This window comes from Chryseobacterium sp. HMWF035, from assembly GCF_003094695.1.
Classification (GTDB): domain Bacteria; phylum Bacteroidota; class Bacteroidia; order Flavobacteriales; family Weeksellaceae; genus Chryseobacterium; species Chryseobacterium gambrini.
The window spans coordinates 59063-79501 of sequence record NZ_QEHP01000015.1 but is presented as its reverse complement, the minus strand read 5'-3'; the positions used below and the strand labels follow the sequence as shown (position 1 = coordinate 79501).

At 35.9% G+C, this 20439-nt stretch carries 20 protein-coding genes; 9 read left to right on the top strand and 11 right to left on the bottom strand.

Annotated elements, in window-relative coordinates:
* Positions 1 to 41 precede the first annotated feature (41 nt).
* The gene (locus DD829_RS02820) at positions 42 to 977 is read right to left on the bottom strand and encodes a sulfate/molybdate ABC transporter ATP-binding protein (protein WP_108411576.1); all 936 of its coding nucleotides are present in this window, start codon (positions 975 to 977) and stop codon (positions 42 to 44) included.
* A gap of 85 nt (positions 978 to 1062) precedes the next feature.
* On the opposite strand from DD829_RS02820, the gene DD829_RS02815 reads away from it, so the two are divergent.
* The 4 genes from DD829_RS02815 (at position 1063) to DD829_RS02800 (ending at position 5400) form a co-directional block, all read left to right on the top strand.
* Entirely contained in the window at positions 1063 to 1722 is a 660-nt protein-coding gene (locus DD829_RS02815; protein ID WP_108411032.1) for a YceI family protein, read from the top strand.
* A gap of 129 nt (positions 1723 to 1851) precedes the next feature.
* Positions 1852 to 2862, top strand: coding sequence for a phenylalanine--tRNA ligase subunit alpha (pheS, locus tag DD829_RS02810; RefSeq protein ID WP_108411033.1), 1011 nt, complete (start codon positions 1852 to 1854; stop codon positions 2860 to 2862).
* 178 nt (positions 2863 to 3040) lie between these two features.
* Positions 3041 to 4759 (top strand): sensor histidine kinase, encoded by a 1719-nt coding sequence (locus DD829_RS02805; RefSeq protein ID WP_116547500.1) that lies wholly within the window; start codon positions 3041 to 3043, stop codon positions 4757 to 4759.
* Entirely contained in the window at positions 4756 to 5400 is a 645-nt protein-coding gene (locus DD829_RS02800; RefSeq protein WP_108409809.1) for a response regulator transcription factor, read from the top strand. Before DD829_RS02805 ends, DD829_RS02800 begins: the two co-directional genes overlap by 4 nt.
* 635 nt (positions 5401 to 6035) lie before the next feature.
* Here DD829_RS02800 and DD829_RS02795 read toward each other — a convergent pair.
* Both DD829_RS02795 and DD829_RS02790 read right to left on the bottom strand, forming a co-directional pair.
* Complete coding sequence (locus tag DD829_RS02795) at positions 6036 to 8459, bottom strand: DUF5916 domain-containing protein (RefSeq protein ID WP_108410983.1); 2424 nt, start codon at positions 8457 to 8459, stop codon at positions 6036 to 6038.
* Between the two features lie 117 nt (positions 8460 to 8576).
* Positions 8577 to 9347: a DUF3108 domain-containing protein gene (locus tag DD829_RS02790; RefSeq protein WP_116547499.1), complete on the bottom strand. Its 771-nt coding sequence runs from the start codon at positions 9345 to 9347 to the stop codon at positions 8577 to 8579.
* A 156-nt stretch (positions 9348 to 9503) separates the two neighbouring features.
* Here DD829_RS02790 and DD829_RS02785 point away from each other — a divergent pair, with 156 nt between their 5' ends.
* Together DD829_RS02785 and DD829_RS02780 are read left to right on the top strand one after the other, a co-directional pair.
* Positions 9504 to 10559 (top strand): NAD(P)/FAD-dependent oxidoreductase, encoded by a 1056-nt coding sequence (locus tag DD829_RS02785; protein WP_108410176.1) that lies wholly within the window; start codon positions 9504 to 9506, stop codon positions 10557 to 10559.
* A 62-nt stretch (positions 10560 to 10621) separates the two neighbouring features.
* On the top strand, positions 10622 to 10951 hold the full coding sequence (locus DD829_RS02780) for a 2Fe-2S iron-sulfur cluster-binding protein (protein WP_087707626.1): 330 nt from the start codon (positions 10622 to 10624) through the stop codon (positions 10949 to 10951).
* A 65-nt stretch (positions 10952 to 11016) separates the two neighbouring features.
* Here the strand turns inward: DD829_RS02780 and DD829_RS02775 are convergent, their stop codons facing one another.
* The 8 genes from DD829_RS02775 to DD829_RS02740 form a co-directional block, all read right to left on the bottom strand.
* Entirely contained in the window at positions 11017 to 13167 is a 2151-nt protein-coding gene (locus DD829_RS02775) for a prolyl oligopeptidase family serine peptidase (RefSeq protein ID WP_116547503.1), read from the bottom strand.
* Positions 13168 to 13211: 44 nt separating this feature from the next.
* Positions 13212 to 13793 carry a TIGR00730 family Rossman fold protein gene (locus tag DD829_RS02770; protein WP_108408565.1) on the bottom strand — a complete coding sequence of 194 codons (582 nt, stop codon included), beginning with the start codon at positions 13791 to 13793 and terminating at the stop codon, positions 13212 to 13214.
* 23 nt (positions 13794 to 13816) lie between these two features.
* Entirely contained in the window at positions 13817 to 14116 is a 300-nt protein-coding gene (locus DD829_RS02765) for a type II toxin-antitoxin system RelE/ParE family toxin (protein ID WP_108408563.1), read from the bottom strand.
* A complete protein-coding gene (locus DD829_RS02760; protein ID WP_108408562.1) occupies positions 14100 to 14333 on the bottom strand; it encodes a hypothetical protein in 234 nt (77 codons plus the stop codon). The genes DD829_RS02765 and DD829_RS02760 overlap by 17 nt, the downstream gene beginning before the upstream one ends.
* Before the next feature lie 116 nt (positions 14334 to 14449).
* Positions 14450 to 15895 carry an aminoacyl-histidine dipeptidase gene (locus DD829_RS02755; RefSeq protein ID WP_108408564.1) on the bottom strand — a complete coding sequence of 482 codons (1446 nt, stop codon included), beginning with the start codon at positions 15893 to 15895 and terminating at the stop codon, positions 14450 to 14452.
* Positions 15896 to 15979: 84 nt separating this feature from the next.
* Entirely contained in the window at positions 15980 to 16471 is a 492-nt protein-coding gene (locus tag DD829_RS02750) for a hypothetical protein (RefSeq protein WP_076395735.1), read from the bottom strand.
* Positions 16472 to 16566: 95 nt separating this feature from the next.
* Positions 16567 to 17025, bottom strand: a complete 459-nt coding sequence (locus DD829_RS02745) for a hypothetical protein (protein ID WP_108408561.1) — start codon at positions 17023 to 17025, stop codon at positions 16567 to 16569.
* A gap of 27 nt (positions 17026 to 17052) precedes the next feature.
* Positions 17053 to 17658: a hypothetical protein gene (locus DD829_RS02740; RefSeq protein WP_076395739.1), complete on the bottom strand. Its 606-nt coding sequence runs from the start codon at positions 17656 to 17658 to the stop codon at positions 17053 to 17055.
* A gap of 178 nt (positions 17659 to 17836) precedes the next feature.
* Here DD829_RS02740 and recR point away from each other — a divergent pair, with 178 nt between their 5' ends.
* The 3 genes from recR to DD829_RS02725 are packed head-to-tail and all read left to right on the top strand — an operon-like array spanning position 17837 to position 20437.
* Positions 17837 to 18451 carry a recombination mediator RecR gene (recR, locus tag DD829_RS02735; protein ID WP_076395741.1) on the top strand — a complete coding sequence of 205 codons (615 nt, stop codon included), beginning with the start codon at positions 17837 to 17839 and terminating at the stop codon, positions 18449 to 18451.
* A gap of 3 nt (positions 18452 to 18454) precedes the next feature.
* Positions 18455 to 19627, top strand: coding sequence for a hypothetical protein (locus DD829_RS02730; RefSeq protein ID WP_123906791.1), 1173 nt, complete (start codon positions 18455 to 18457; stop codon positions 19625 to 19627).
* Complete coding sequence (locus DD829_RS02725; protein ID WP_108410001.1) at positions 19628 to 20437, top strand: glycosyltransferase family 2 protein; 810 nt, start codon at positions 19628 to 19630, stop codon at positions 20435 to 20437.
* Positions 20438 to 20439: the final 2 nt, after the last annotated feature.

The window sequence follows — 20439 nt, the reverse complement described above, 5'->3', positions numbered from 1 at the left end:
GGGCTATGATTTTCAGTTTCGTCATAAATATTCGTCAGAATTTAACCAAATGAAACAGCAATAGTTCCGTTCAGTTTTTCATCAGAATACAGAATAATTTCTTTATCTTTTGCCCTTACTTTATTCCAGTAATGATTTCCTGCGAAACGGCTCTCCAGAACTTCCGCCTCAAAACCGTTTTCAGAGATTTTTATTTCTTTCGGATAATAGGAAAATTTTGAAATCTGAAAATCCTGCATTTCACTTTCACTGAAAATATTTACTTCCCCGAAAAGTTTGGCAACGTAAGAATTATAAGGATTTTTAAAAGCTTCTTCGGGATTTCCTTTCTGTACTATTTTTCCGTTTTGCAGCACGATAATTTCATCCAGCCACGGAATAATATCCTGAAGTTCGTGCGTGGAAATTACCAGAGAAATGTTATTCTGCTTTACGTATCTGAAAAGCTTTTCCCTCAGTTCAATCTTTCTCGGAAAATCCAGATTGCTGAAAGGTTCATCAAGGATCAGAAGCTTCGGAAGTACAGAAAGTGCTCTTGCGATGGCAACTCTTTGTTGTTGTCCGCCACTCAGATATTTAGGTAAAATAGGAGCAAATTCTTCTAACCCGACAACTTCCAGAAGTTCAGAAACCGTTGCCTTCTTTTTTGCGAGATTAATATTCGAAATAAATTTTCCTACATTTTCAGCAACCGTTGCATAAGGCATCAGATCAAAATTCTGGGCAACAAATTTCATCTCAGCTTCTCCCGGAACCAGATTTCCTTTAGGTCCCAGTAATTTTTTACCGTCAAAAATAATGTCACCGCTTTCCCAGTCCAGCAATCCGTAGATCAGGCTCAGTAAAGTAGATTTTCCGCATCCGCTTTCTCCGGCAAGCGCAATAATTTTACCTCCCTCAAAGCCGAGATTGAGGTTCTGAAACAAAGGTTTTTCTTTAGAATAGGAAAAGTTTAAATGATTTATTTCTAATAGCATATTACAAAAGTAATGAATTGAAATGTTTTTAGGAAAGAACAATATTTTTTATTATTTTAGCGGGAGTAATAAAAATTTATAAATCATGAAGAAAAAGCTGTTTTCGCTGGTTATTCCTGCATTTTTCGCGTTAGCTGCAGTGGTTTCCTGTAAAAAGGAAAAACCCCTTTCCAGCGATAGCAATGAAGTGGCAACTACAAAAGACGGGGCACAATATGTTGTGGATACCCTTAACAGCAGAGTGGAGTGGAAGGGATATAAAATTTTTAAATCTGAAAACACAAGCCATTTCGGAACCATTAAATTCGAAAGCGGCGATGTTACCGTAAAAGAAGGCAGGCTGGAAAGCGGAAAATTTGTTGCCGATATGGCTTCCCTTACTTCTGAAGATCTGAAAAACGATACCGAAAATTTAAACAAACTTAACGGGCATCTGAAAAGCGGGGATTTCTTCGAGGTAGAAAAATTTCCCACGGCTTCATATGAAATTACCAAAGTAACCCCTTCATCCGAAGGAGATTATAATACTTTACTGGATGGGAATTTAACCATCAAAGGAATTACAAAACCGGTTCAGTTTAAAGCCAATGTTTCCGTGAAGGAAGGTCTGGTAAATATTGCTACAGAACCGAAAGACATTATGAGAGAAGAGTTTGGGGTGAAGTTTCAGGCTCCCGCCGAAAATGGCGTGATAAAAGATGAGGTAACTCTTCAGATCAACGTGAAAGCTTTAGAAAAAAAATAATTTTTTTATTTAAGTGAAATAAGTGATTGAAGTCTGCCTCCCCAAAAGAGGCAGATTTTTTAACATTTTTAAGAAAATTATTCAACTGAAAAACCGTATTTTTGCAAAACATTTTGAAAGGGTAAAACAATGATAGAAAAGATAGAAGAATTACTCGTTGAGGTAAACAGCTTTAATGCTACATCTAAGGAGGAGATCGAAAACTTCCGAATCAAGTATAATGGTAAAAAAGGAATTCTGAATGATTTTTTTGAAAAATTCAAAGAAGTTCCCAACGACCAGAAGAAAGATTTCGGGCAGAAGATCAATACCCTGAAGCAGGCTGTTAACGTGAAACTGGAGGATTTGAAAAATGCTTCTGCATCTTCTATTATCGTAGAAAAAGAAGATCTTACAAGACCGGCGTTTCCTTTGGATCTGGGATCAAGACACCCGATCAATTTAGTGAAAAACAGGATCATCGAGATCTTTAAATCTATCGGTTTTGCTGTGGCAGACGGACCTGAAATCGAGGACGACTGGCATAACTTCACAGCACTGAATCTTCCGGAATATCATCCGGCGAGAGATATGCAGGATACATTTTTCATCGAGCAGAACCCCGATATTTTATTAAGAACACACACTTCTTCCGTACAGATCCGTTACATGGAAGAAAATAAACCGCCGATCAGGATTTTATCGCCGGGAAGAGTGTTCAGAAACGAAGCGGTTTCTTCACGTTCTCACTGTATTTTCCACCAGATTGAAGGATTATATATTGATGAAAATGTAAGCTTTGCAGATTTGAAGCAGACCATTCAGTTCTTTACGACTGAACTTTTCGGAAAATCAAAAATCAGACTCAGACCTTCTTATTTCCCTTTTACGGAGCCAAGTGCGGAAATTGATGTTTATTGGGGATTAAACTCGGAAACAGATTACAGGATCACGAAAGGAACGGGATGGCTGGAAATCATGGGATGCGGAATGGTAGATCCTGCCGTTTTGAAGAATGTAAACATAGATCCGGAGAAATATTCGGGATATGCTTTCGGGATGGGAATTGAAAGAATTGTAATGCTTCTTTATCAGATGAGCGACATCAGAATGTTCTTTGAAAATGATATCAGAACATTAGAGCAATTCAAAACTTTATAAATATTGAAGTTTAAATAAATTTAAATCCTGTAAAAACTTTATTTACAGGATTTTTTACTATTTTTATGCTAAACTAGTTTAAAAATTTCATATTCGAATGATCGTTTTAATCTTTTGACAGAAATTCTTTTTTAGTTAAAAAACACACTAAAAACACTTACTAATAACACAAACAAAAATGGCTAAGAAATTATTGAATTTTAAAGCGAGGAAAATTATTCATTATTCATTACTCGTTTGTATCCTGCTTATCCAGCTTCTTATCGCAGGCTTTTTCTATAACGAGTTTATATCGAAAAAGAATTTAACTTTTTTTGAAAATCAGCTGAAAGAAGTTCACACACTGGAAAATCTTACGGACAATTCCCGCGGAGAACTCCTGAATGCACAGAGTTTTCTTCAGAAATATATGGTGAGTAATGATAATACCTATCTCAATTCATATTTTACTTCTCTTAATAAACTGGGTAAAAATCTCGACAGCATCGGACATTACGAAAACAAATATCCGAAGCTTAAAAACGTGTTAACCTCCAAGAAAAAAGATTCTATGGAGATAAAAAAGCTAAAATCTCTGATAGACTCTACCTACGAGTATTCTACAAAATCGAACTTCAAAGTAGAAAACAGCCTTCCGAAACTGGAGAAATACAGCGTAAACTACGATTTCGATAAATTTAAAGTAGAAACAAAAACAATCTCCGATACGGTAAAGAAAAAAGGACTTTTCGGACGTTTGGGAGATGCTATTTCTGGAAAAGAAAATGTACGGAAGGAAAGTACAATTATCACGGTAAAACAGGGAAAGGAACCCAATCCCGCCAATATTAAGGCTGAATTCGACAGCATTTTTAATGAAGTTAACAATCATTATAAAGGAGAAATTAAGAAGATTCAGGTAAATGTGGTCAGAAACCAGAACAACAGCGGTAATTTCTATAAAATCTTTAATAATCTTCTCGTTTACAGCAACGGTCTGATGAATATTTATGATGTTGCCATTAAAGATTCGAAAGCTGAGCTGGAAAAAGAATACCAAAAACAGAATTCCGAAAGCAACAGAATCAGAAAGAATCTGGTATTCGGTGCGATGATCCTGATGTTCATTGTTTCCGTTTTGATTATGTTCCTGACCAGAATTGCATTTATTTATGAGAAAAAACTGAATGCTGCCAATAAGCAGATCAGTGAAAACCTTAATTTCAAAAACAGAATTTTGGGAATGCTGAGTCACGAACTGAGATCGCCTCTGAAAATTATAGGGTTGTTCATCAACAGAATTAATAAAAGAACGCAGGATGAAAAGGTGAAGGAATATCTGAAATCCATCAGTTTTACCAATGATTCTCTGCTGATGCAGGCAAACCAGATTTTGGAATACACCAAAAATCAGGCTGTGGAAAATAAACTGATTCCGGTGAAGTTCAATCTTAAAAACGAGATCACTTCGATTCTTACCTCCATCGAACCCTACATTGAAACCAGAAACAACAGATTCATTATTGATGAAAATATACATCCGGATATCAATGTTTATTCTGATAATAAAAAGATCAACCAGATTTTCATGAATATTCTGGGAAATGCAAATAAATTTACTGAAAACGGACAGATAAAAGTCACTGCAAAAACGCAGCCTGTTGACGAAAATACAATATCTTTGATTACGGAAATCAGCGATACCGGTGTCGGAATTTCCAAATCTGATCTTGAAAAGATATTCGAACCTTATTATCAGGGAGTTTTATCAGAAGATGTGGAAAATCTCGGAGCAGGATTGGGATTGAGTTTATGCAAAGAAATCATTGGTTTGTATGATGGGAATATCTCTGTTTCTAGCGAAGAAGGAAAAGGGACAACCGTACATTTTTCTGTTAATTTAAATATCAGTAAATGAGTGGAATAAATTCAGGATCTGTAAGATTTTTACTTGCGGATGATCATAGCCTGATAAGACAGGGAATTGTTTTTCTTCTGGAAGATATGGATTGGGAGAGTGAGATTTTTCACGCTTCCAATCTGGAGCAGCTTATGATTTCCATACAGGAACAACCTGTGGATATTGCGATTATAGATGCTCATTTTCCCGATGGAAACAGCATTACTGTTGTTCCGGAGATTAAAAAGATGAGTCCGAAAACCAAGATTCTCATTTTTACAGGAATTGAAGAAAGCGCCCATTCTTTAAAATTCTTAAACGCAGGAGCAGACGGATTTTTAAGCAAGCTGAGCGAGGAAGAGGAGATTGCGGAAGCGATTAAGAAAATGTACAGCCATGGAAGTTATATTTCTGAGGTTACACAGGCTTTGTTGAGAAACTCCATAAGCAACCCGACACTCATTAATCCTTTGTTGTCTTTAACGGAAAGGGAACTCCAGATTGCGGAAATGTATGCGGAAGGTCTTGGAAATCTCGAAATAGCCAACCGGCTTGATATTAAACAGAATACGGTGAGTACACTCAAAAAAAGAATTTTCGATAAACTTAAAATTGAAAATATTGTAGAACTTATCGAAGTGATGAAAAATCATTACTAAACTTTAAAATACAATTTGAAATTGAAATCATGAAATTGCAATATTTCATGATTTTTTTTATTAAAATGATTAATTTTTCGATAAAGTATTGAATTGTTTATTGTTGTAGATAAATATCTACAAGCTTAGCGATATATATCTAAAGGATTTATTAGAATTATATACCACAATGTGCCTACATTTGTATCAACAAAAGCAAACAATTATTAACCGATAGTTAAAAGTGATTTTTGATTCTGAAAACACAAATGATGAAAAAAAAATTATTTCAGAATCAAAGATTTAAAGCACAAATGATAATATTTGTATCGTGATTGCAGAGCAGAAATGCTCTGTAACAGATACTAAAAAAGGTAGCAAAGGTTAGAAAGCAGCCTAAAAAAACACACACAATGAAAATCAAGCCTCCGAAATTTCGGAGGCTTGACGTTTTTAATTACTGACCTAAGAAACAAAACGTAATTAAAAACAAGATTCTATTGAAAATTTACTACGGTTCTATTTACAGAATGGTTAAACTTCTTTATTCTTTATGATTGTCTTTTGAGATTTTTGACATTGTTGAACCTTCGGTTTCCAGTTAATTTTTAAATTAGTTTTATTAGATTTAAAAAAAGATCAGTCTAATTCAACGGTTAACTTTTCTTCTTCGTCCAGCTTTTTATCCTGTTGTAATCAATGAAGTACGTTAACTTTAGAGAAATATTATTTACAGTGGGTTCACTGAAAAGCATATCATAGTTTTTCTTCACATTCAGCCTCGAAAATTCAAGATAATTGGAAGTTGCGTTTCTGTATAATAAAGTAATCTGGCTTCCCGGAGCAAACCACCACGAAAATCTCAGATCCACATTCCATGCATTATAGGTTCCGTTCAGGTTTTTGTCAAAAGCATTCGTTTCTGCAAGACTTCCGTCCTGATTCAGCGTATAAAACTGTTTGTACGTAACATCCGAAAAATAATGTCTGAATGTTAATGTAAGAGCCATTTTTTCGTTAAAAGTATACTTTGAAGTCAGCACATTTTCGTAGGTATTTCTCTGCCTTCTTCCGATGAAAATATCAGCACTGTTTTTTCCGGCAAAACCTGTTTCATTATTGCTGAAACTCGGATTAAAGCCCCAGTTTACATTAAATTTGTCTGAAAAACGGTAGCGCAGTCCAAAATTGGTAAGAACCTGATTTCTTCCTTTTTCATCATACGCATAATAATCGAAACTGAAATTAAGCTGTAATTTCTTTCGGCTGTCGCTTTCAAACCAGATCCACGAATCGAAATATTTAGGAACCTGAAGATGTCTCCCAAAAGTTCTCGGCTCGTAAATATCATTCTGGGTAAAAGGTGTAAATTCTATTCCTCCCCCGAAAACCCTGAAGTTTTTATCCGTAAAACTATTATTGTTATTAAAAATCAGATTCTGAAAAATAAAAGGTTCCAGTCTGTGAAAATAATTCAGGTTGAAATTCAGATACATATTGTTGAACGTTTTCGTAGGCTGCAAAATTCTGTAACCGTACCAGGCGTTGTAATTTCCGAAATTCGTTCTTGTCGAAAATCCTACATCGTTGATGTCCCAGTCTTTTGTAGTGACATTTCCGTTGATATTAAAACGGTTTTTCCCTGAAATTTTTGCAAAACCAAGCTCACCTTTAGTCCCGAATTTCGTTTCACCATCCATCACCCAGCTTCCTTTTAAACTTCCGAAAGTATTGTAAGTATTTTTTTTGTTGTTGATATCCCAGAGAATTCCCGTTGCATTGGCATCGCGGAAATCTCCGTTTCGGGTAACGTTGGTATTCACCAAAGAGACAGAAGAATTTCCGTTGAATCGCTGATCAAAAACCAGAACATTGTAATTCGTCCACGGTTCTACAACCTCTCTTCTCACTTCCCCGGTTTCATGGTTTAAAATCGTAGCTTCCATTTTTTGCGTTATTCCGTTAAAAAAACCTATTCCCAATCCTTTTTTTGTTCTTCCCGAAATTTTAAAAGCATTGAATAATTTTACCTTTGAAGGATATTCCGTTACCTCTTCATTGTCATTGGTTGCAGGATATCTCGAAGGTTCTCCGCCGACTCTTCTTGAATAAAACATTCCACCTTTACTGAATAATTCGGTTCCTTCTGTAAAGAATGTTCTCTGTTCGGAAAACTGCTGTTCAAAAGGGGTTAAGTTTAAAATCGAATTATCAAAATTTGCCTGTCCGAAATCCGGAATCAGAGTCATATCGAAGGTAAAAGCATCATTAATACCATATTTTACGTCCATTCCGCCGTTGATATTAGCGGTTGTTTTTCCGTCGAAACTGTTGACGTACGTGGAAAAATAAGGCGTGAAAGACAATCGGGTAGGAGGATTGATGTTTTCAATTCCTTTTAAAATACCATCGAATAATGTGTAGGAATTTTTCGCGTTATCCACAAAATTCCAGTCATAGGAAGCTTTGATCCGCTGAATCCTGCGGAACATATTCATTCCCCATTCCTGAACATTACTTTTTGGAAATCTCAGTTCAGAATAAGGGATTTTCATTTCTACCGCCCATCCTTTTTCGTTGATTTTTGCACCGCTGTACCAGATGGAATTCCAAGTGTCATCTTCTCCGTCCGTCGTTATTTTTGCATCAAACTGAACGCCGGCTGCGGTTACCATAAATTCCAGACTCTGCTGTTTGTCGTTGTACCCGTTTAAAGTAACTCCGAAGAAATCATCATTTCCTACGCCGTCTCTTTCTGTGAGTTCTTTGGCAATTTTATGGGGAGTAGGATCGTACATCTGGGCTCCGAAGTAAATTCCTGTATCATCATATAAAATTCTGACTTCCGTTCTGATAGAATCTGCCTGAAGTTTTCCGTTGTTGGGCTCTCTTTCTATAAAACCGGTAGCAACAGGAGCATTCCGCCATTCTGCATCATCCAGAATTCCGTCTATTTTGGGAGATGATGAGGTTTTTGTGATGACGATGTTTTTTCTGACAATCTGCGCATCTTCCTTTTTCTGAGAAAATGTGAGTATGGAAGATAAAGTAAGGCAAATTGCCAGGATCTGAGTTTTCATAGTTCAGTTCTTAATGTTTTAAAGAAGACAACCGAAATCTGAAATCTATTACATCACAAAACAAAAAAATGTCTGCAAAATTTGCAGAAACCTTATTTCTAATGATTTACAATGAATTTATTTTGTAAACTTTAAAGGATATTTTACATTTTTATATCCGTCGATACTTGCTTTTAATGATCCGACTGCCAATTCAGCTTTCAATAAAATAGGAATATGATTGGCGTCGTTAGAAACCCACATCGTTACTCCTTCTTTCTCTTTAAAAACCCTTCCGCTCTTCACAGACGGAATAATCTTTAAACAGTTAATTGTCCCGAATTTGGTATCCAGATTTTCAGTTCCCACCACTTTTAGCTGAAAAGGAAACATTTCATCATCAATCCATACATTCATGTTGATTACTGTTCCGGTTTTCAGTTCAGCGGCAGTTTTACTTCTTAAATAATAGAAGCAGGAAAGCATATCCTGAACTCCTTTTACAGATTTTATTACTTTCGATCCGTTTGCCGGCGTTTTCTTGTCCGTTAAAACCAATGTATTGTTGTCGTGGTTGAAGGTTGTTTCCAGATGCTGTCTGTAGCTTCCTTCCCGCACGTTTCTTACATAAAAGCTCGGAAGTTCAGTCTGCATATTGATGTAGCTTTCATAAAAATCTTCTACCTTAAAAAATGCTCTTACTGCTCCCGTTGTCTGTCCCGTTCCTCTTACATGAAGATGCGGAGCTCCTTTGAACGTGGTTTTCTGTGCCGTAAGATTAGCGGTACCCGCATTCAGAAATCCGTAATGGATTCTCAGCGTAATAGACTCTCCGTCTGCAATATTATCAATCTGTCCAAATCCCAGAATGAATATAAATATCGAAATAACACTTAAAAATTTCTTCATAATTAAAATTTTACAAAAACATTGCCAAATTCAATAACTTTAAAATATGAAATATATTTGACAAATCTCAGTTTTTTATTTAGACTGAATTAAATATGCTTCGCATTAAAATTAGTAAATTTGCGCTCACAAGTATAATTAAATTATCTTATAATTATGATAACGACGGATATATTGATCATAGGAGCCGGTCCCACAGGACTTTTTGCTGTATTTGAAGCAGGTTTATTAAAAATGAAGTGCCATATTATTGATGCACTTCCTCAACCGGGAGGACAGTTGGCTGAGCTTTATCCTAAAAAGCCTATTTTCGATATTCCGGGATATCCTTCTGTAAATGCGGGAGAGCTTGTGGATAATTTAATGGAGCAAATCAAGCAGTTTCAGCCGGGATTCACTTTGGGAGAGACCGCAGTTTCTTACACAAAAGTGGATGACGAATGGTTTGAAGTCATTACGAACAAAGGAACGGTTCACAGAGCGAAAGCGATTGCTATTGCAGGAGGTTTAGGAACTTTCGAGCCAAGAAAACCTACCATTGAAAACGTAGCCGATTACGAAGAAAAAGGTCTTGAGTATTTCGTAAAAGAACCTGAACATTTCAGAAATAAAAAAGTAGTGATTGCCGGAGGAGGAGATTCTGCACTGGACTGGAGTATTTTCTTATCTAATGTAGCGAGTGAAGTTACGTTGATCCACAGAAGAAACGAATTCCGTGGCGCTCTGGATTCTGTAGAAAAAGTTCAGGATCTTAAAAATCAGGGTAAAATTAAATTAATTACTCCTGCAGAAGTTACAGCAATTAAAGGTGACGGAAAAGTAGAAGCGATTACAGTGGCAATTGACGGACAGGAACCTTACGATATTGAAACAGATTATTTTATTCCGTTATTCGGTTTAACACCAAAATTGGGAGAAATCGGAAACTGGGGACTGAATATCGAGAAAAATGCAATCGTTGTAAACAATGCTTTGGATTATCAGACGAACATCGACGGAATTTACGCGATCGGGGATATCAATACTTATCCGGGAAAATTAAAGCTGATTCTTTGCGGGTTCCATGAAGCAACTTTAATGTGTCAGAGTGTTTACAACAGACTGAATCCAGGTAAAAAATTCGTTCTGAAATATACAACGGTAAGCGGCGTAGACGGATTCGACGGAAGCAGAAAAGAGGCTGAAAAGGCAGTTGTGAAAAAAATTGACTAATTTTGTTGTCTGTTGTTGAATATCAATTACATCAACAATCAACTATTAACGATCAACAAAAGATGAGCGATATTAATATAAAAATTACCGATAGGGAAGGAGTTACGCACGATGTTGTTGCACCAACGGATATGTCTATGAATCTGATGGAAATCATCCGTTCTTATGAACTGGCGGAAGAAGGAACCATCGGAGTTTGCGGAGGAATGGCGATGTGTGCTTCGTGTCAGGTTTACGTGACCAACGATCCGGGACTTGATGAAATGGGCGCAGAAGAAGATGCCATGTTGGGTGAAGCATTCCATGTACAGGAAAACAGCAGACTGGGCTGTCAACTGCATATCGTTCCTGAAATGGAAGGTCTGGAAGTAGAGATCGCTCCTTATCCTTAAAAAGATTTTAACTTACCATAAAATAAAAGCCTCCCGAAGATTTTCTTCGGGAGGCTTTGTTTCTATTATTTTACAGGCTGAAATTTTGGATGTCCCACCTGCCACAAAGCAAATGAATAAATATCGGCGTACTCTTTAAAAATAACATCGAAATCACTTGTGAAATGTCCGTTTTCATAGTTTACATACAGCAAAACAGGTTTTTTTGAGGCGGAATCTTTTTGCAGTATGGCAGCAAATTTTCCCGGCTCCCAAGGTTCAACTCTGGAGTCGTTCATTCCAGTGCGGATAATTACAGCGGGATACTTTACTCCCTCTTTTACTTTACTCTGGGCATCCATTTCAATAAGGTTTTTGGTATCTTCTTCATTTTTTAAAGTTCCTATTTCCGGAATCTGATTGGGACCATTAGGGGTAATCTCAGAACGTAAGGCATTGGTCATTCCTACTTCTGCTATAGCTACAGCATACAGATCAGGTCTTTCCGTTATGGCTCTTCCAATAAGTACTCCGCCCATACTTACGCCATTTCCTATGAGTTTTGAAGATGAAGTATATTTTTGGGAGATCAGGTATTCCGAACATGCAATAAAATCTTTCCATGTATTCGGTTTTTTTGCTTTCATACCGTCTTTATGCCAGTTTTCACCTTTTTCACCTCCTCCTCTTACGTGGGCTATTGCCAATACGACACCCTGTTCCAAAAGTACGGAAAGTCTTGTTGAGAAACGGGGCTCATATGAAAATCCATAACCGCCATAACCTGTAATATAAGCAGGATTACTGCCATCCATTTTTATATTTTTAGGATAAATAACAGATAGCGGAACCATAACGCCGTCGTGGCTTTTTACTTCCACCTCTTTTACGTTATAAAGTGTGCTGTAATCCGGATATTTTGTTTCTGAATTAAGGTATTTACTTTTTACGATATCTCCTTTTTCAGGGTTGTATTCGTAGGTCGTTAGTGGAGTCAGCCAGTTAACGTTGTTACAGAATATGTTGTCATTTTCTCTTTGGTTGAGAGATAATGAACTGTTAACTCCGGTTGGAAAATCAATTTTTTTTCCGGCAAGCGTATTGATATTGACCTGATATTTATCTCTTACAATACCGTCTCCTAAAGAGTAATAAAGATAGTTTTTAGAATTATGAATACTTATGATTACTTTATCCTTGTTTTCCGCAACTACTGTGGTGGCTTTATCAGGGACAGGATTGGATAAGCTTGTGAGAGTGATTTTATAATTAGGTGCATCTTTATGAGTCAGCAGAAATAATTTGTCGCCGGAAATAAATACATCAGTAATATCGTCTGATGGTTTTACGATTTGCTTCCAGTTTATTTTTTTATTTTTTAATTCAGAAAAAGGTGCAACAAAAATCGGACTTTCAGATTTTACAGAACTTAATCTTAAAACAATATTTTTATAGTCATCGGTAAAATAAATTGAGGGAAATTGCTCTGTTAAAGCATTCAGTTCCGAGTAATCTTCTCTGGATGCTAATACCTTGTCAGCTTTTGTGTCGGTTCCAATCACATGAAGCATTGCTTTCATGTCTTTTAGAAGCATATTGCTGCTTGGATCTGCGGTACTCATTTTTGTATAAAGAAGAGCCTTATCGTCGGGAGTAAATTCAAAAGCAAATTCACTCCAGATAGGACCGATTTCATCCTTTAAAAATTTCTTGGTGGCAAGATCAAAAATTCTTAAGTTGCAGATTTCCCCACCTGCTTTTGACAGTAAAATGGCAATTTTCCCCGCTTTCGAGTCAAGTACAAAATTGGTGATTTGTGTATTTTTGCCAAGCGTTTCAGGATCAAAAATCAGCGATTCTTTTCCTGTTGCAAGATCTCTTGAATAAAGCTTAGAAAGATTTTCGCTTTTTTTAGTCTTTGTGTAGAAATAGGTGTTTCCTCTTTGATAGATGACGTCGAAAGAATCACCGTTCATTTCCTGTACTTCTTTCATGCGTCTGTAAAGATCTTCACGGTGCGGAATTTTATCAATCACGGTATGGCTGAAATCAGACTGAGATTTGAACCATTTTTTTACTTCAGGATTTTTGATGTCTTCCAGCCATCTGTAATGATCTGTGATTTTTTTACCAAAATAATCATCCACCACCGCTTTTTCAGGAGTTGCAGGATAATTGTACTGTGCGGATATTATTTGACTTAAAAATAATCCTGCTGAAAGAAATATATTTTTCATGGCTGTATTTTTTTTGACAATTAAAAGTCTGTAATGTAAATATACTAAACTTCCTCCCTCGAAATCCATTTTCCAACATTCGGAGCCTGATAATTTTTCATCATTTCCAGTAATTCTTCAATATTTTCACAGATTAAAAGCATCTCACGGTTAATCTGCTTTAAAAATCCTTTTTCCACCATTGTTTCCACAAGTCTGATCAGATCGTCATAAAATCCGTTGATGTTTAAAATTCCAATCGGTTTTTTATGAAGTCCCAGTTGCGCCCAGGTTATCATTTCAAAAAATTCTTCCATTGTTCCGTAACCTCCCGGAAGAACAATAACGCCGTCGCAAAGTTCATTCATTTTGGTTTTTCGCTCATGCATGGTTTCCACCAGAATTAATTCTGTCAATTGTTTGTGAGCAATTTCTTTGGACTGTAAAAAGCGGGGAAGGACGCCGGTTACTTTTCCGCCTTCATTCAGTGCTCCGTCTGCAAGAGCGCCCATTAAACCAACATCTGCGCCGCCGTAAATAAGCTGAATTTTTTGTTTTGCCAGAGTTTCACCAAGCAAAGCTGCCTGTTCTTTGTAAATAGATGCAGAACCGAAGCTGGATCCGCAGAATACGGTGATGCTTTTCATGATTAACATTTAAAAAAACTGAATTAAATTTTTCTTTTTTGAGGGGACTGTCTGTTTGAAAAGAATGATAAAATTTCCACGCTGCCATTGTTTACGCGGTAATACATGCTGTTAAATTCCAGAATAACCAGTTTGTGAATGTTTTTGCTTTCGGATATGGGAAATATGAAAGGGTTTTGAGATATAATTTCAATTAAACTTTCAATTTTTTGAACAAGCTTTTTAATTTCTTTATCCGTAAAATGAAGTTGAAGATATTCTATTGTCTGTTCTAATTCCTCTAAAGCATTTGGGGTCCAGAGAATATTATAACCATTTTCCATATAACTTTCTGGCTTCAGAATGAGATTTTAGTTCATTATTATCCGCTTCAGAAATTCCTTTTTCAATTGATTTTTTTTCTTCTTCCGAAATTAAACTCCACCAGTCTTTAGTCTCCTCTTTCCTGAATTGAATCAGTTTTTTGATAACAGAAGCATCCTCCAATGTTGACAGCCATTGAATTAATTCAAGTTTTTCATTGAGTGTCTGTGTGTTCATACTTTGGATTGTTTATTCAAATGTATAACTTTTTGATAACAATTGAGAAAGATTAGGAACAAAAAATATCCAAAATCAAAAAGACTTTGGATATTCAATATAGCAATTTTACAATTTTATTTCTGAGGAATGTTGGCTAAAATATCTTTCAGAAAACTCCAGAATTTCTGTGCCGAAGGAATATTTGCCTTTTCATCCGGAGAGTGTGCGCCGCGAATAGTCGGTCCGAAACTTACCATTTCCATTTCAGGATAATTGGCTCCGATGATTCCGCATTCCAGACCTGCGTGACAGGCTACCACGTGAGGTTTTTCAGTGAATTTCTCCACGTAGATTTTTTCCATCAATTGAACGATTTCAGAACCCGGTTTTGGTTTCCATCCCGGATAAGAACCGCTGAAAACGGTATTCATTCCGGCAAGTTCAGCAACCGATTTTAACTGTTCAGCCACTGAATCTTTAGATGATTCTACGGATGATCTGGAAAGGTTTAAAATTTTTAATGCACCGTGTTTTAATTCAACTCTTGCGACGTTATTGGAAGATTCTACCAGATCTTTTACATCCGGACTCATTCTGTACACTCCGTTATGAAGAGATTTCAATGTTAAAATAATCTTTCTGGAATCTGCTTCCGAAATCGCTTTCTCTGAAGTTGTCGTGTTTTCGATATTGATCTGAAGACCGGCTTCAATGCCTGCAAACTCGTCTAAAATTTCTTTTTTAAGTCCGTTCGTCACTTCTTCGATAAATTCCTGAGCATTTCTTACGGAAGCAACAGCAACGGCTTCTCTCGGGATGGCATTTCTCAATCCGCCTCCGTCAATAGAAATCAGCTGAATGTTTTCTTTTTCCAAAGCCTTATAGAGAAGTCTTCCCAAAATAACATTTGCATTTCCGAAGCCTTTGTGAATATCCATTCCGGAATGCCCTCCTTGCAAACCTTTTACTTCAAATCTCACGATTTGTCCGTTTGCCGCTTCAGTTTCATAGGTTTGGGAGATCGTTACATCAATTCCTCCGGCGCAGCCGATATCAATTTCATCGTCTTCTTCGGTATCAAGATTCAGAAGGATATCTCCGGTTAACTGTCCCGGTTTAAGACCTAAAGCTCCTGTCATTCCTGTTTCTTCATCAATGGTAAAAAGAGCTTCCAAAGCAGGGTGCGGAATATCTGAACTTTCCAGAATAGACATGATTGTTGCTACTCCTAAGCCATTGTCGGCTCCCAGAGTGGTTCCTTTTGCTTTTACCCAGTCTCCATCGATTTCCATTTTGATTCCTTCTGTTTCAAAATCAAAATTTACATCATTGTTTTTTTGGCAAACCATATCCAGATGCGATTGCAGGACCACAGATTTGCGGTTTTCCATTCCTGCTGTTGCCGGTTTTTTGATGATTACATTTCCTACTTCATCAACAGTAGTTTCCAATCCTAAGTTTTCACCAAATTCTCTGATGAACGCAATTACTTTTTCTTCTTTTTTTGAGGGTCTCGGAACCGCATTTAATTTGGAGAAATTTTTCCAGATAATCTGCGGTTCTATATTAGATAGCTCCATGAAATTTATTTTTATCAAAATTACGAAATAAAAAATGCTTCCGATCATTCAGAAGCATTCTTTTTTATTGTTTTAAATGTATTTTCAGCATCCGCATTCTCCGTAAACAGGTAGGGTAACAACCGTTCCGTCCGGTTTTTCAATCGTAAGCGTACCTTCAAAAAGTAAAGCTTCTTCTCCTTTTATTTTTTTACCTTTTACCGAGATTTTATAATCGTCGCTTTCAATTTCTTTGCTCAGTTCTTCGTCTACTTCCATATCACTTGAAGAGATCAGATTCATGGCGAGTCTTTTTCCGTCCAGCTTCATGTAGGCTGTTTTTCCGGCATCATCTGCATAAATGTATTTTTCGTTTTCAAAATCCGACTTGCTTTTCGCAAAATAGCATGAACATTCCTTAATTTCTTTTGGAAAAGGAAATGGATCAACAACAATGCCTGTTTTCTGGGCATCTGTTTTTACAGAATCCTGAACGACCGTTACAGAATCTTTTTTTGCCGAATCGGAAACTGTTTCTTTATCCTTTTTGCAGGCAACCAGAAGGAAAGCTGAAAAGAAAATGATTACATATTTCATCGTGTATTATTTAATTTAACCTAAAAATTTTCGAAACTTAAAGGTATGAAAAATTTAATTTATTGATTTTTCTGATAAAGTTTGACCGTTTAAAATCATTCATATATCATTCCGAATTCATCAATTTTTTTCAGAATGATATTGCTCCAGTCTCCTTCATCCGGTGAAATGATGATGGTTTTAAATCCGAATTTTTTTCCTTCCATTTCAATTCCGGCAGAATCATCAATATGAATATTAATGCCAAATTCCGGAGGAAATTTAGAGACATTTTTGCCTTTCTTTTTTACTTTTCTGTCGTGCAATTGCTGATTGATGATAAAATCAACCGGAATGCTGTAAGATAGAAACATCAGCTTAATTTTTAAGGTACTCCTGTAAGAAGTCGTATAAATATAAATTGTATGTTTTCTGTCTCTTAATGCTTTAAACAATGCAACTGTTCCGGATCGAATCCTTTCGCATCCGATAATTTTAGCCCAAAAAGTCTCTTTTTCTAAAGGAAATCTTTTGTTGGAAATAATGGTATCATCTAAATCAAAAGATATTTTCATAGATTGAAAACTGCGGAAATTCTGAGGCTATCCTCTCGCTCTTTCAAGCAGCGTCATCATAAGCAATGAAAGAATGACCAGGCTTTCTTCTTCGTCATCAATATCAACCAGTCTGTCCAATTGAAATCTTCTTCCGAAGAAAGACGGCATCTTTTTCAGTTTAAAATAAGCTTTTCCATCTATTCCGGCTACGGTGTAGGAAGGATTTAAGAAATATCCGGTAAACATTCCGATCACAGGGATTTCGCTCACCATTCCGTCCAGAAACTTTGTCCATGCGTTGTCTTCTGTGATGGTAAATCTCTCTTTATCGTTACTGTCCAGAACGTTGTAAGTCGATTTCCAGAAAGAACGCATCCCTTTTCTCGCAAGTCTTCCAAAGCTTCTTCCTGTCGCTATTTCAGTTAAAGAATAAGAGGCATTAAAATCAAGCCATCGATCGGCTTTGATTCTGAAAAGTTCTTTAGACTTGCTTTCATCATTAAAAATGATAACGTCTTCTTTCAGTTTGAACATTTTCTGACGAACATAAGCGACGTAATTTCCGTTTTTGTCTGTAATATTGAAATCACTTGCCAGTGTTGAAATTTTAAATTTAAAATCCAGTGGATAGTTTAAATTGTTAAGAACCATTGAGTTTTATTTTTTTAAGTTAATATTTGGATGATCAAATATAAGGTTTTTAATCTGAGCTTAGAAAACGGAACTGTGGAAAAGGATGATTATTAAAAAGAATTAAAATTTATTTTTAGGCTCTTAACATAAAAACAACAGGTAGTAAACTGTCAACAATTATCATTATTTTTGTTCTATGGATTACCCGAGTAAAGTTTTAGCGAAAGCAGTGGATGAAATTGCCGGATTACCCGGTATCGGAAGAAAAACGGCTTTGCGTTTGGCATTACATTTATTGAAACAGCCCAATTCCAGAGCAACAAGTCTTGGAAATTCCCTCATTAATCTCGTGAACGAAATAAAATACTGCAAAGAATGTCACAATTTTTCAGATTTTGAAATTTGTGAGATTTGCAGCAACGAGAAGCGAAATGATGAGGTGATCTGTATTGTGGAAGATGTACGCGATGTAATTGCTATTGAGAATACGGGAAAATACACAGGGAAATATTTAATTCTGGGGGGTAAAATCTCTCCGATGGAAGGAGTAGGACCCAATCAGCTGAACATTCCGAGCATCGAAAAAAAATTGAATGACGGAAAGGTGAAGGAGTTTATTTTTGCTTTAAGCGCAACGATGGAAGGTGATACCACAGCGTATTATATTTATAAAAAGTTTAAAAATTTTGAGGTAAACTTTTCCAGCATTGCGAGGGGGATTTCTGTAGGAGATGAGCTGGAATACGCAGATGAAATTTCTCTGGGAAGATCGATTATGAACAGGCTGCCTTATAATGAAGGAAATTCTTAAAAATTGAAAGAAAAATACTTCATGGAAACTGCTTATTCAAATAATCCCATATCAGAAAAATTAAAGACTTACAGTTTAGCCTGTATTTATCTTGCTGTAAATTCTCTTTTTATCATTAAATACGGAGAACAGTATAACATCCCGCTTTTGGCAGGATATCTTGTTGTATTTTTAGGATTGGGTTTCTTTTATCTGAAAATTCGTGTGAAGGAATTTTTTTATAAAACGGCTTTTTTCTTGGGAATATTTTTCTTTTTTCTCATCAGTATTTATCTAAATTACAAAGTGGATGGAAATACGCTGAATGTTGATCGCTGGTCGGCAATGGAAGTAGGAATTAAGGCTGTTTTCAATGGGCAGTATCCTTACCATATTCCGGATCATATGGGAAGAGAATCTTCCAATCTGCCGGTTCTTATTGTTTTTGGGATGCCTTTTTACCTGCTTTTCGGAAGTGTAGGTTATCTGCAGTCTTTTTCTTTCCTGCTTTTTGCTTATTTAATTTTTAAAATTTTTCCGGATTACAGGCAGAGACTGGCTGTATTGGTATTGCTTTTCCTTTCGCCAAGTTATTTGTGGGAAATATATGTTAAAAGTGATTTGTTTTCCAATTTTATTATCATTGTAGGATTGGTTTATTTAATTTGGGAAAAATTCATCAAAGAGAAAAAGATAAATTCTGCGGTTGTATCGTTTTTATCCGCTTTAATTTTACTCACGAGGCTTTCCGTAGTTATTCCGCTGACGATTTTATTGTTTAAAAAGTTTGTTGATTTTTCAATAAAAGAAAAACTGCGCTTTACGGCTGTTTTTTTAGTTACAGTGATTGCGGTCTGTTATATTTTCTTTCAAAACGCACCAGATTTTAATGTTTTTTTGAAGCATAATCCTTTTGCTATTCAGGGAGCAAAACAACCTTTGATATTAAGTATTTCCTATATTGTTGCAGGCTGTATACTTTCATTTAAAGTAAAATCTTTTTATGAAACTCTGTTTTGGTCAGGAGTTTTACTGTTTATCTGTGTTTTTGTACCGTTTGCGATGTTTTTCGCAGAATATGGCTATGAAAATATGATCGTTAATTCATATTTTGATATCAGTTTTTTCAATATGTCGATGCCGTTTGTAATGACTGCTTTAATTTTGAGCATTTTTAAAAATAATATAAAAGTATAGATGGTTTCCGTAATTATTCCTATGTTTAATGCTGCACAATCCATTGTTTCTGCTTTGGATTCTGTGAAAAATCAGACTTTTCCACTGGAGAAATTTGAAATTATCATTGTGAATGACGGTTCCACAGACGAGAGTGCTTCTAAGGTTACAGCTTACATTAAAGATCATTCTCAGCTTAATATAACTTTATTACATCAAAAAAACGGTGGGGTTTCGAGTGCAAGAAATACAGGTTTAAGAATTGCAAAAGGAGATTATATTGCTTTGCTGGATGCCGATGACGAATGGGATTCCACGAAAACGGAAAAACAGATACAGTATTTTGAAAATAGTAATCTGAAAATAGATTTTCTTGCCACGGCGAGAAATAACAATAAAATTCTTTTTCCGTACCGTATAAAAAATGGTCTTGCAGAAATTACCTTTAAAAAGCTTTTGATAAGAAACGAAGCACAGCCTTCAACGGTAATGTTCCGAAAAAAAGTTCTGGAAAATACAGGATATTTTGATGCAGACCAACGATATGCGGAAGATGTAAACTACTGGATGAAGGTTTCCCTGAAAAATAAAATGTACATTCTGAATGAAAGTCTGGTTCTGGTAGGCAAAGGAAAAAGAAGTTTCGGGGTTTCGGGTTTGTCTGCAAATCTTCCCGAAATGGCAAAAGGTTTTAAAAAGAATCTGAAGGAAATGTATGATTTAAAAGAAATAAACTTTATTCAATATACCACATTTAAGCTTTTTTATAAAGCAAAATATTTACTTTTGCTCCTTCGGACTTTTTATTATAATTTAAACAGAACAAAATAAAC

Excerpts from the sequence above, each read along its gene's own strand:
- DD829_RS02725 (WP_108410001.1), top strand. The coding sequence starts at position 19,628 with ATGGTTTCCGTAATTATTCCTATGTTTAATGCTGCACAATCCATTGTT.
- DD829_RS02775 (WP_116547503.1), bottom strand. The coding sequence starts at position 13,167 with ATGAAAAATATATTTCTTTCAGCAGGATTATTTTTAAGTCAAATAATA.
- DD829_RS02805 (WP_116547500.1), top strand. The coding sequence starts at position 3,041 with ATGGCTAAGAAATTATTGAATTTTAAAGCGAGGAAAATTATTCATTAT.
- DD829_RS02795 (WP_108410983.1), bottom strand. The coding sequence starts at position 8,459 with ATGAAAACTCAGATCCTGGCAATTTGCCTTACTTTATCTTCCATACTC.
- DD829_RS02780 (WP_087707626.1), top strand. The coding sequence starts at position 10,622 with ATGAGCGATATTAATATAAAAATTACCGATAGGGAAGGAGTTACGCAC.
- DD829_RS02745 (WP_108408561.1), bottom strand. The coding sequence starts at position 17,025 with ATGAAAATATCTTTTGATTTAGATGATACCATTATTTCCAACAAAAGA.
- DD829_RS02740 (WP_076395739.1), bottom strand. The coding sequence starts at position 17,658 with ATGGTTCTTAACAATTTAAACTATCCACTGGATTTTAAATTTAAAATT.
- DD829_RS02800 (WP_108409809.1), top strand. The coding sequence starts at position 4,756 with ATGAGTGGAATAAATTCAGGATCTGTAAGATTTTTACTTGCGGATGAT.
- DD829_RS02765 (WP_108408563.1), bottom strand. The coding sequence starts at position 14,116 with ATGGAAAATGGTTATAATATTCTCTGGACCCCAAATGCTTTAGAGGAA.
- DD829_RS02755 (WP_108408564.1), bottom strand. The coding sequence starts at position 15,895 with ATGGAGCTATCTAATATAGAACCGCAGATTATCTGGAAAAATTTCTCC.
- DD829_RS02820 (WP_108411576.1), bottom strand. The coding sequence starts at position 977 with ATGCTATTAGAAATAAATCATTTAAACTTTTCCTATTCTAAAGAAAAA.
- pheS (WP_108411033.1), top strand. The coding sequence starts at position 1,852 with ATGATAGAAAAGATAGAAGAATTACTCGTTGAGGTAAACAGCTTTAAT.
- DD829_RS02785 (WP_108410176.1), top strand. The coding sequence starts at position 9,504 with ATGATAACGACGGATATATTGATCATAGGAGCCGGTCCCACAGGACTT.
- DD829_RS02815 (WP_108411032.1), top strand. The coding sequence starts at position 1,063 with ATGAAGAAAAAGCTGTTTTCGCTGGTTATTCCTGCATTTTTCGCGTTA.
- DD829_RS02750 (WP_076395735.1), bottom strand. The coding sequence starts at position 16,471 with ATGAAATATGTAATCATTTTCTTTTCAGCTTTCCTTCTGGTTGCCTGC.
- DD829_RS02790 (WP_116547499.1), bottom strand. The coding sequence starts at position 9,347 with ATGAAGAAATTTTTAAGTGTTATTTCGATATTTATATTCATTCTGGGA.
- recR (WP_076395741.1), top strand. The coding sequence starts at position 17,837 with ATGGATTACCCGAGTAAAGTTTTAGCGAAAGCAGTGGATGAAATTGCC.
- DD829_RS02760 (WP_108408562.1), bottom strand. The coding sequence starts at position 14,333 with ATGAACACACAGACACTCAATGAAAAACTTGAATTAATTCAATGGCTG.
- DD829_RS02770 (WP_108408565.1), bottom strand. The coding sequence starts at position 13,793 with ATGAAAAGCATCACCGTATTCTGCGGATCCAGCTTCGGTTCTGCATCT.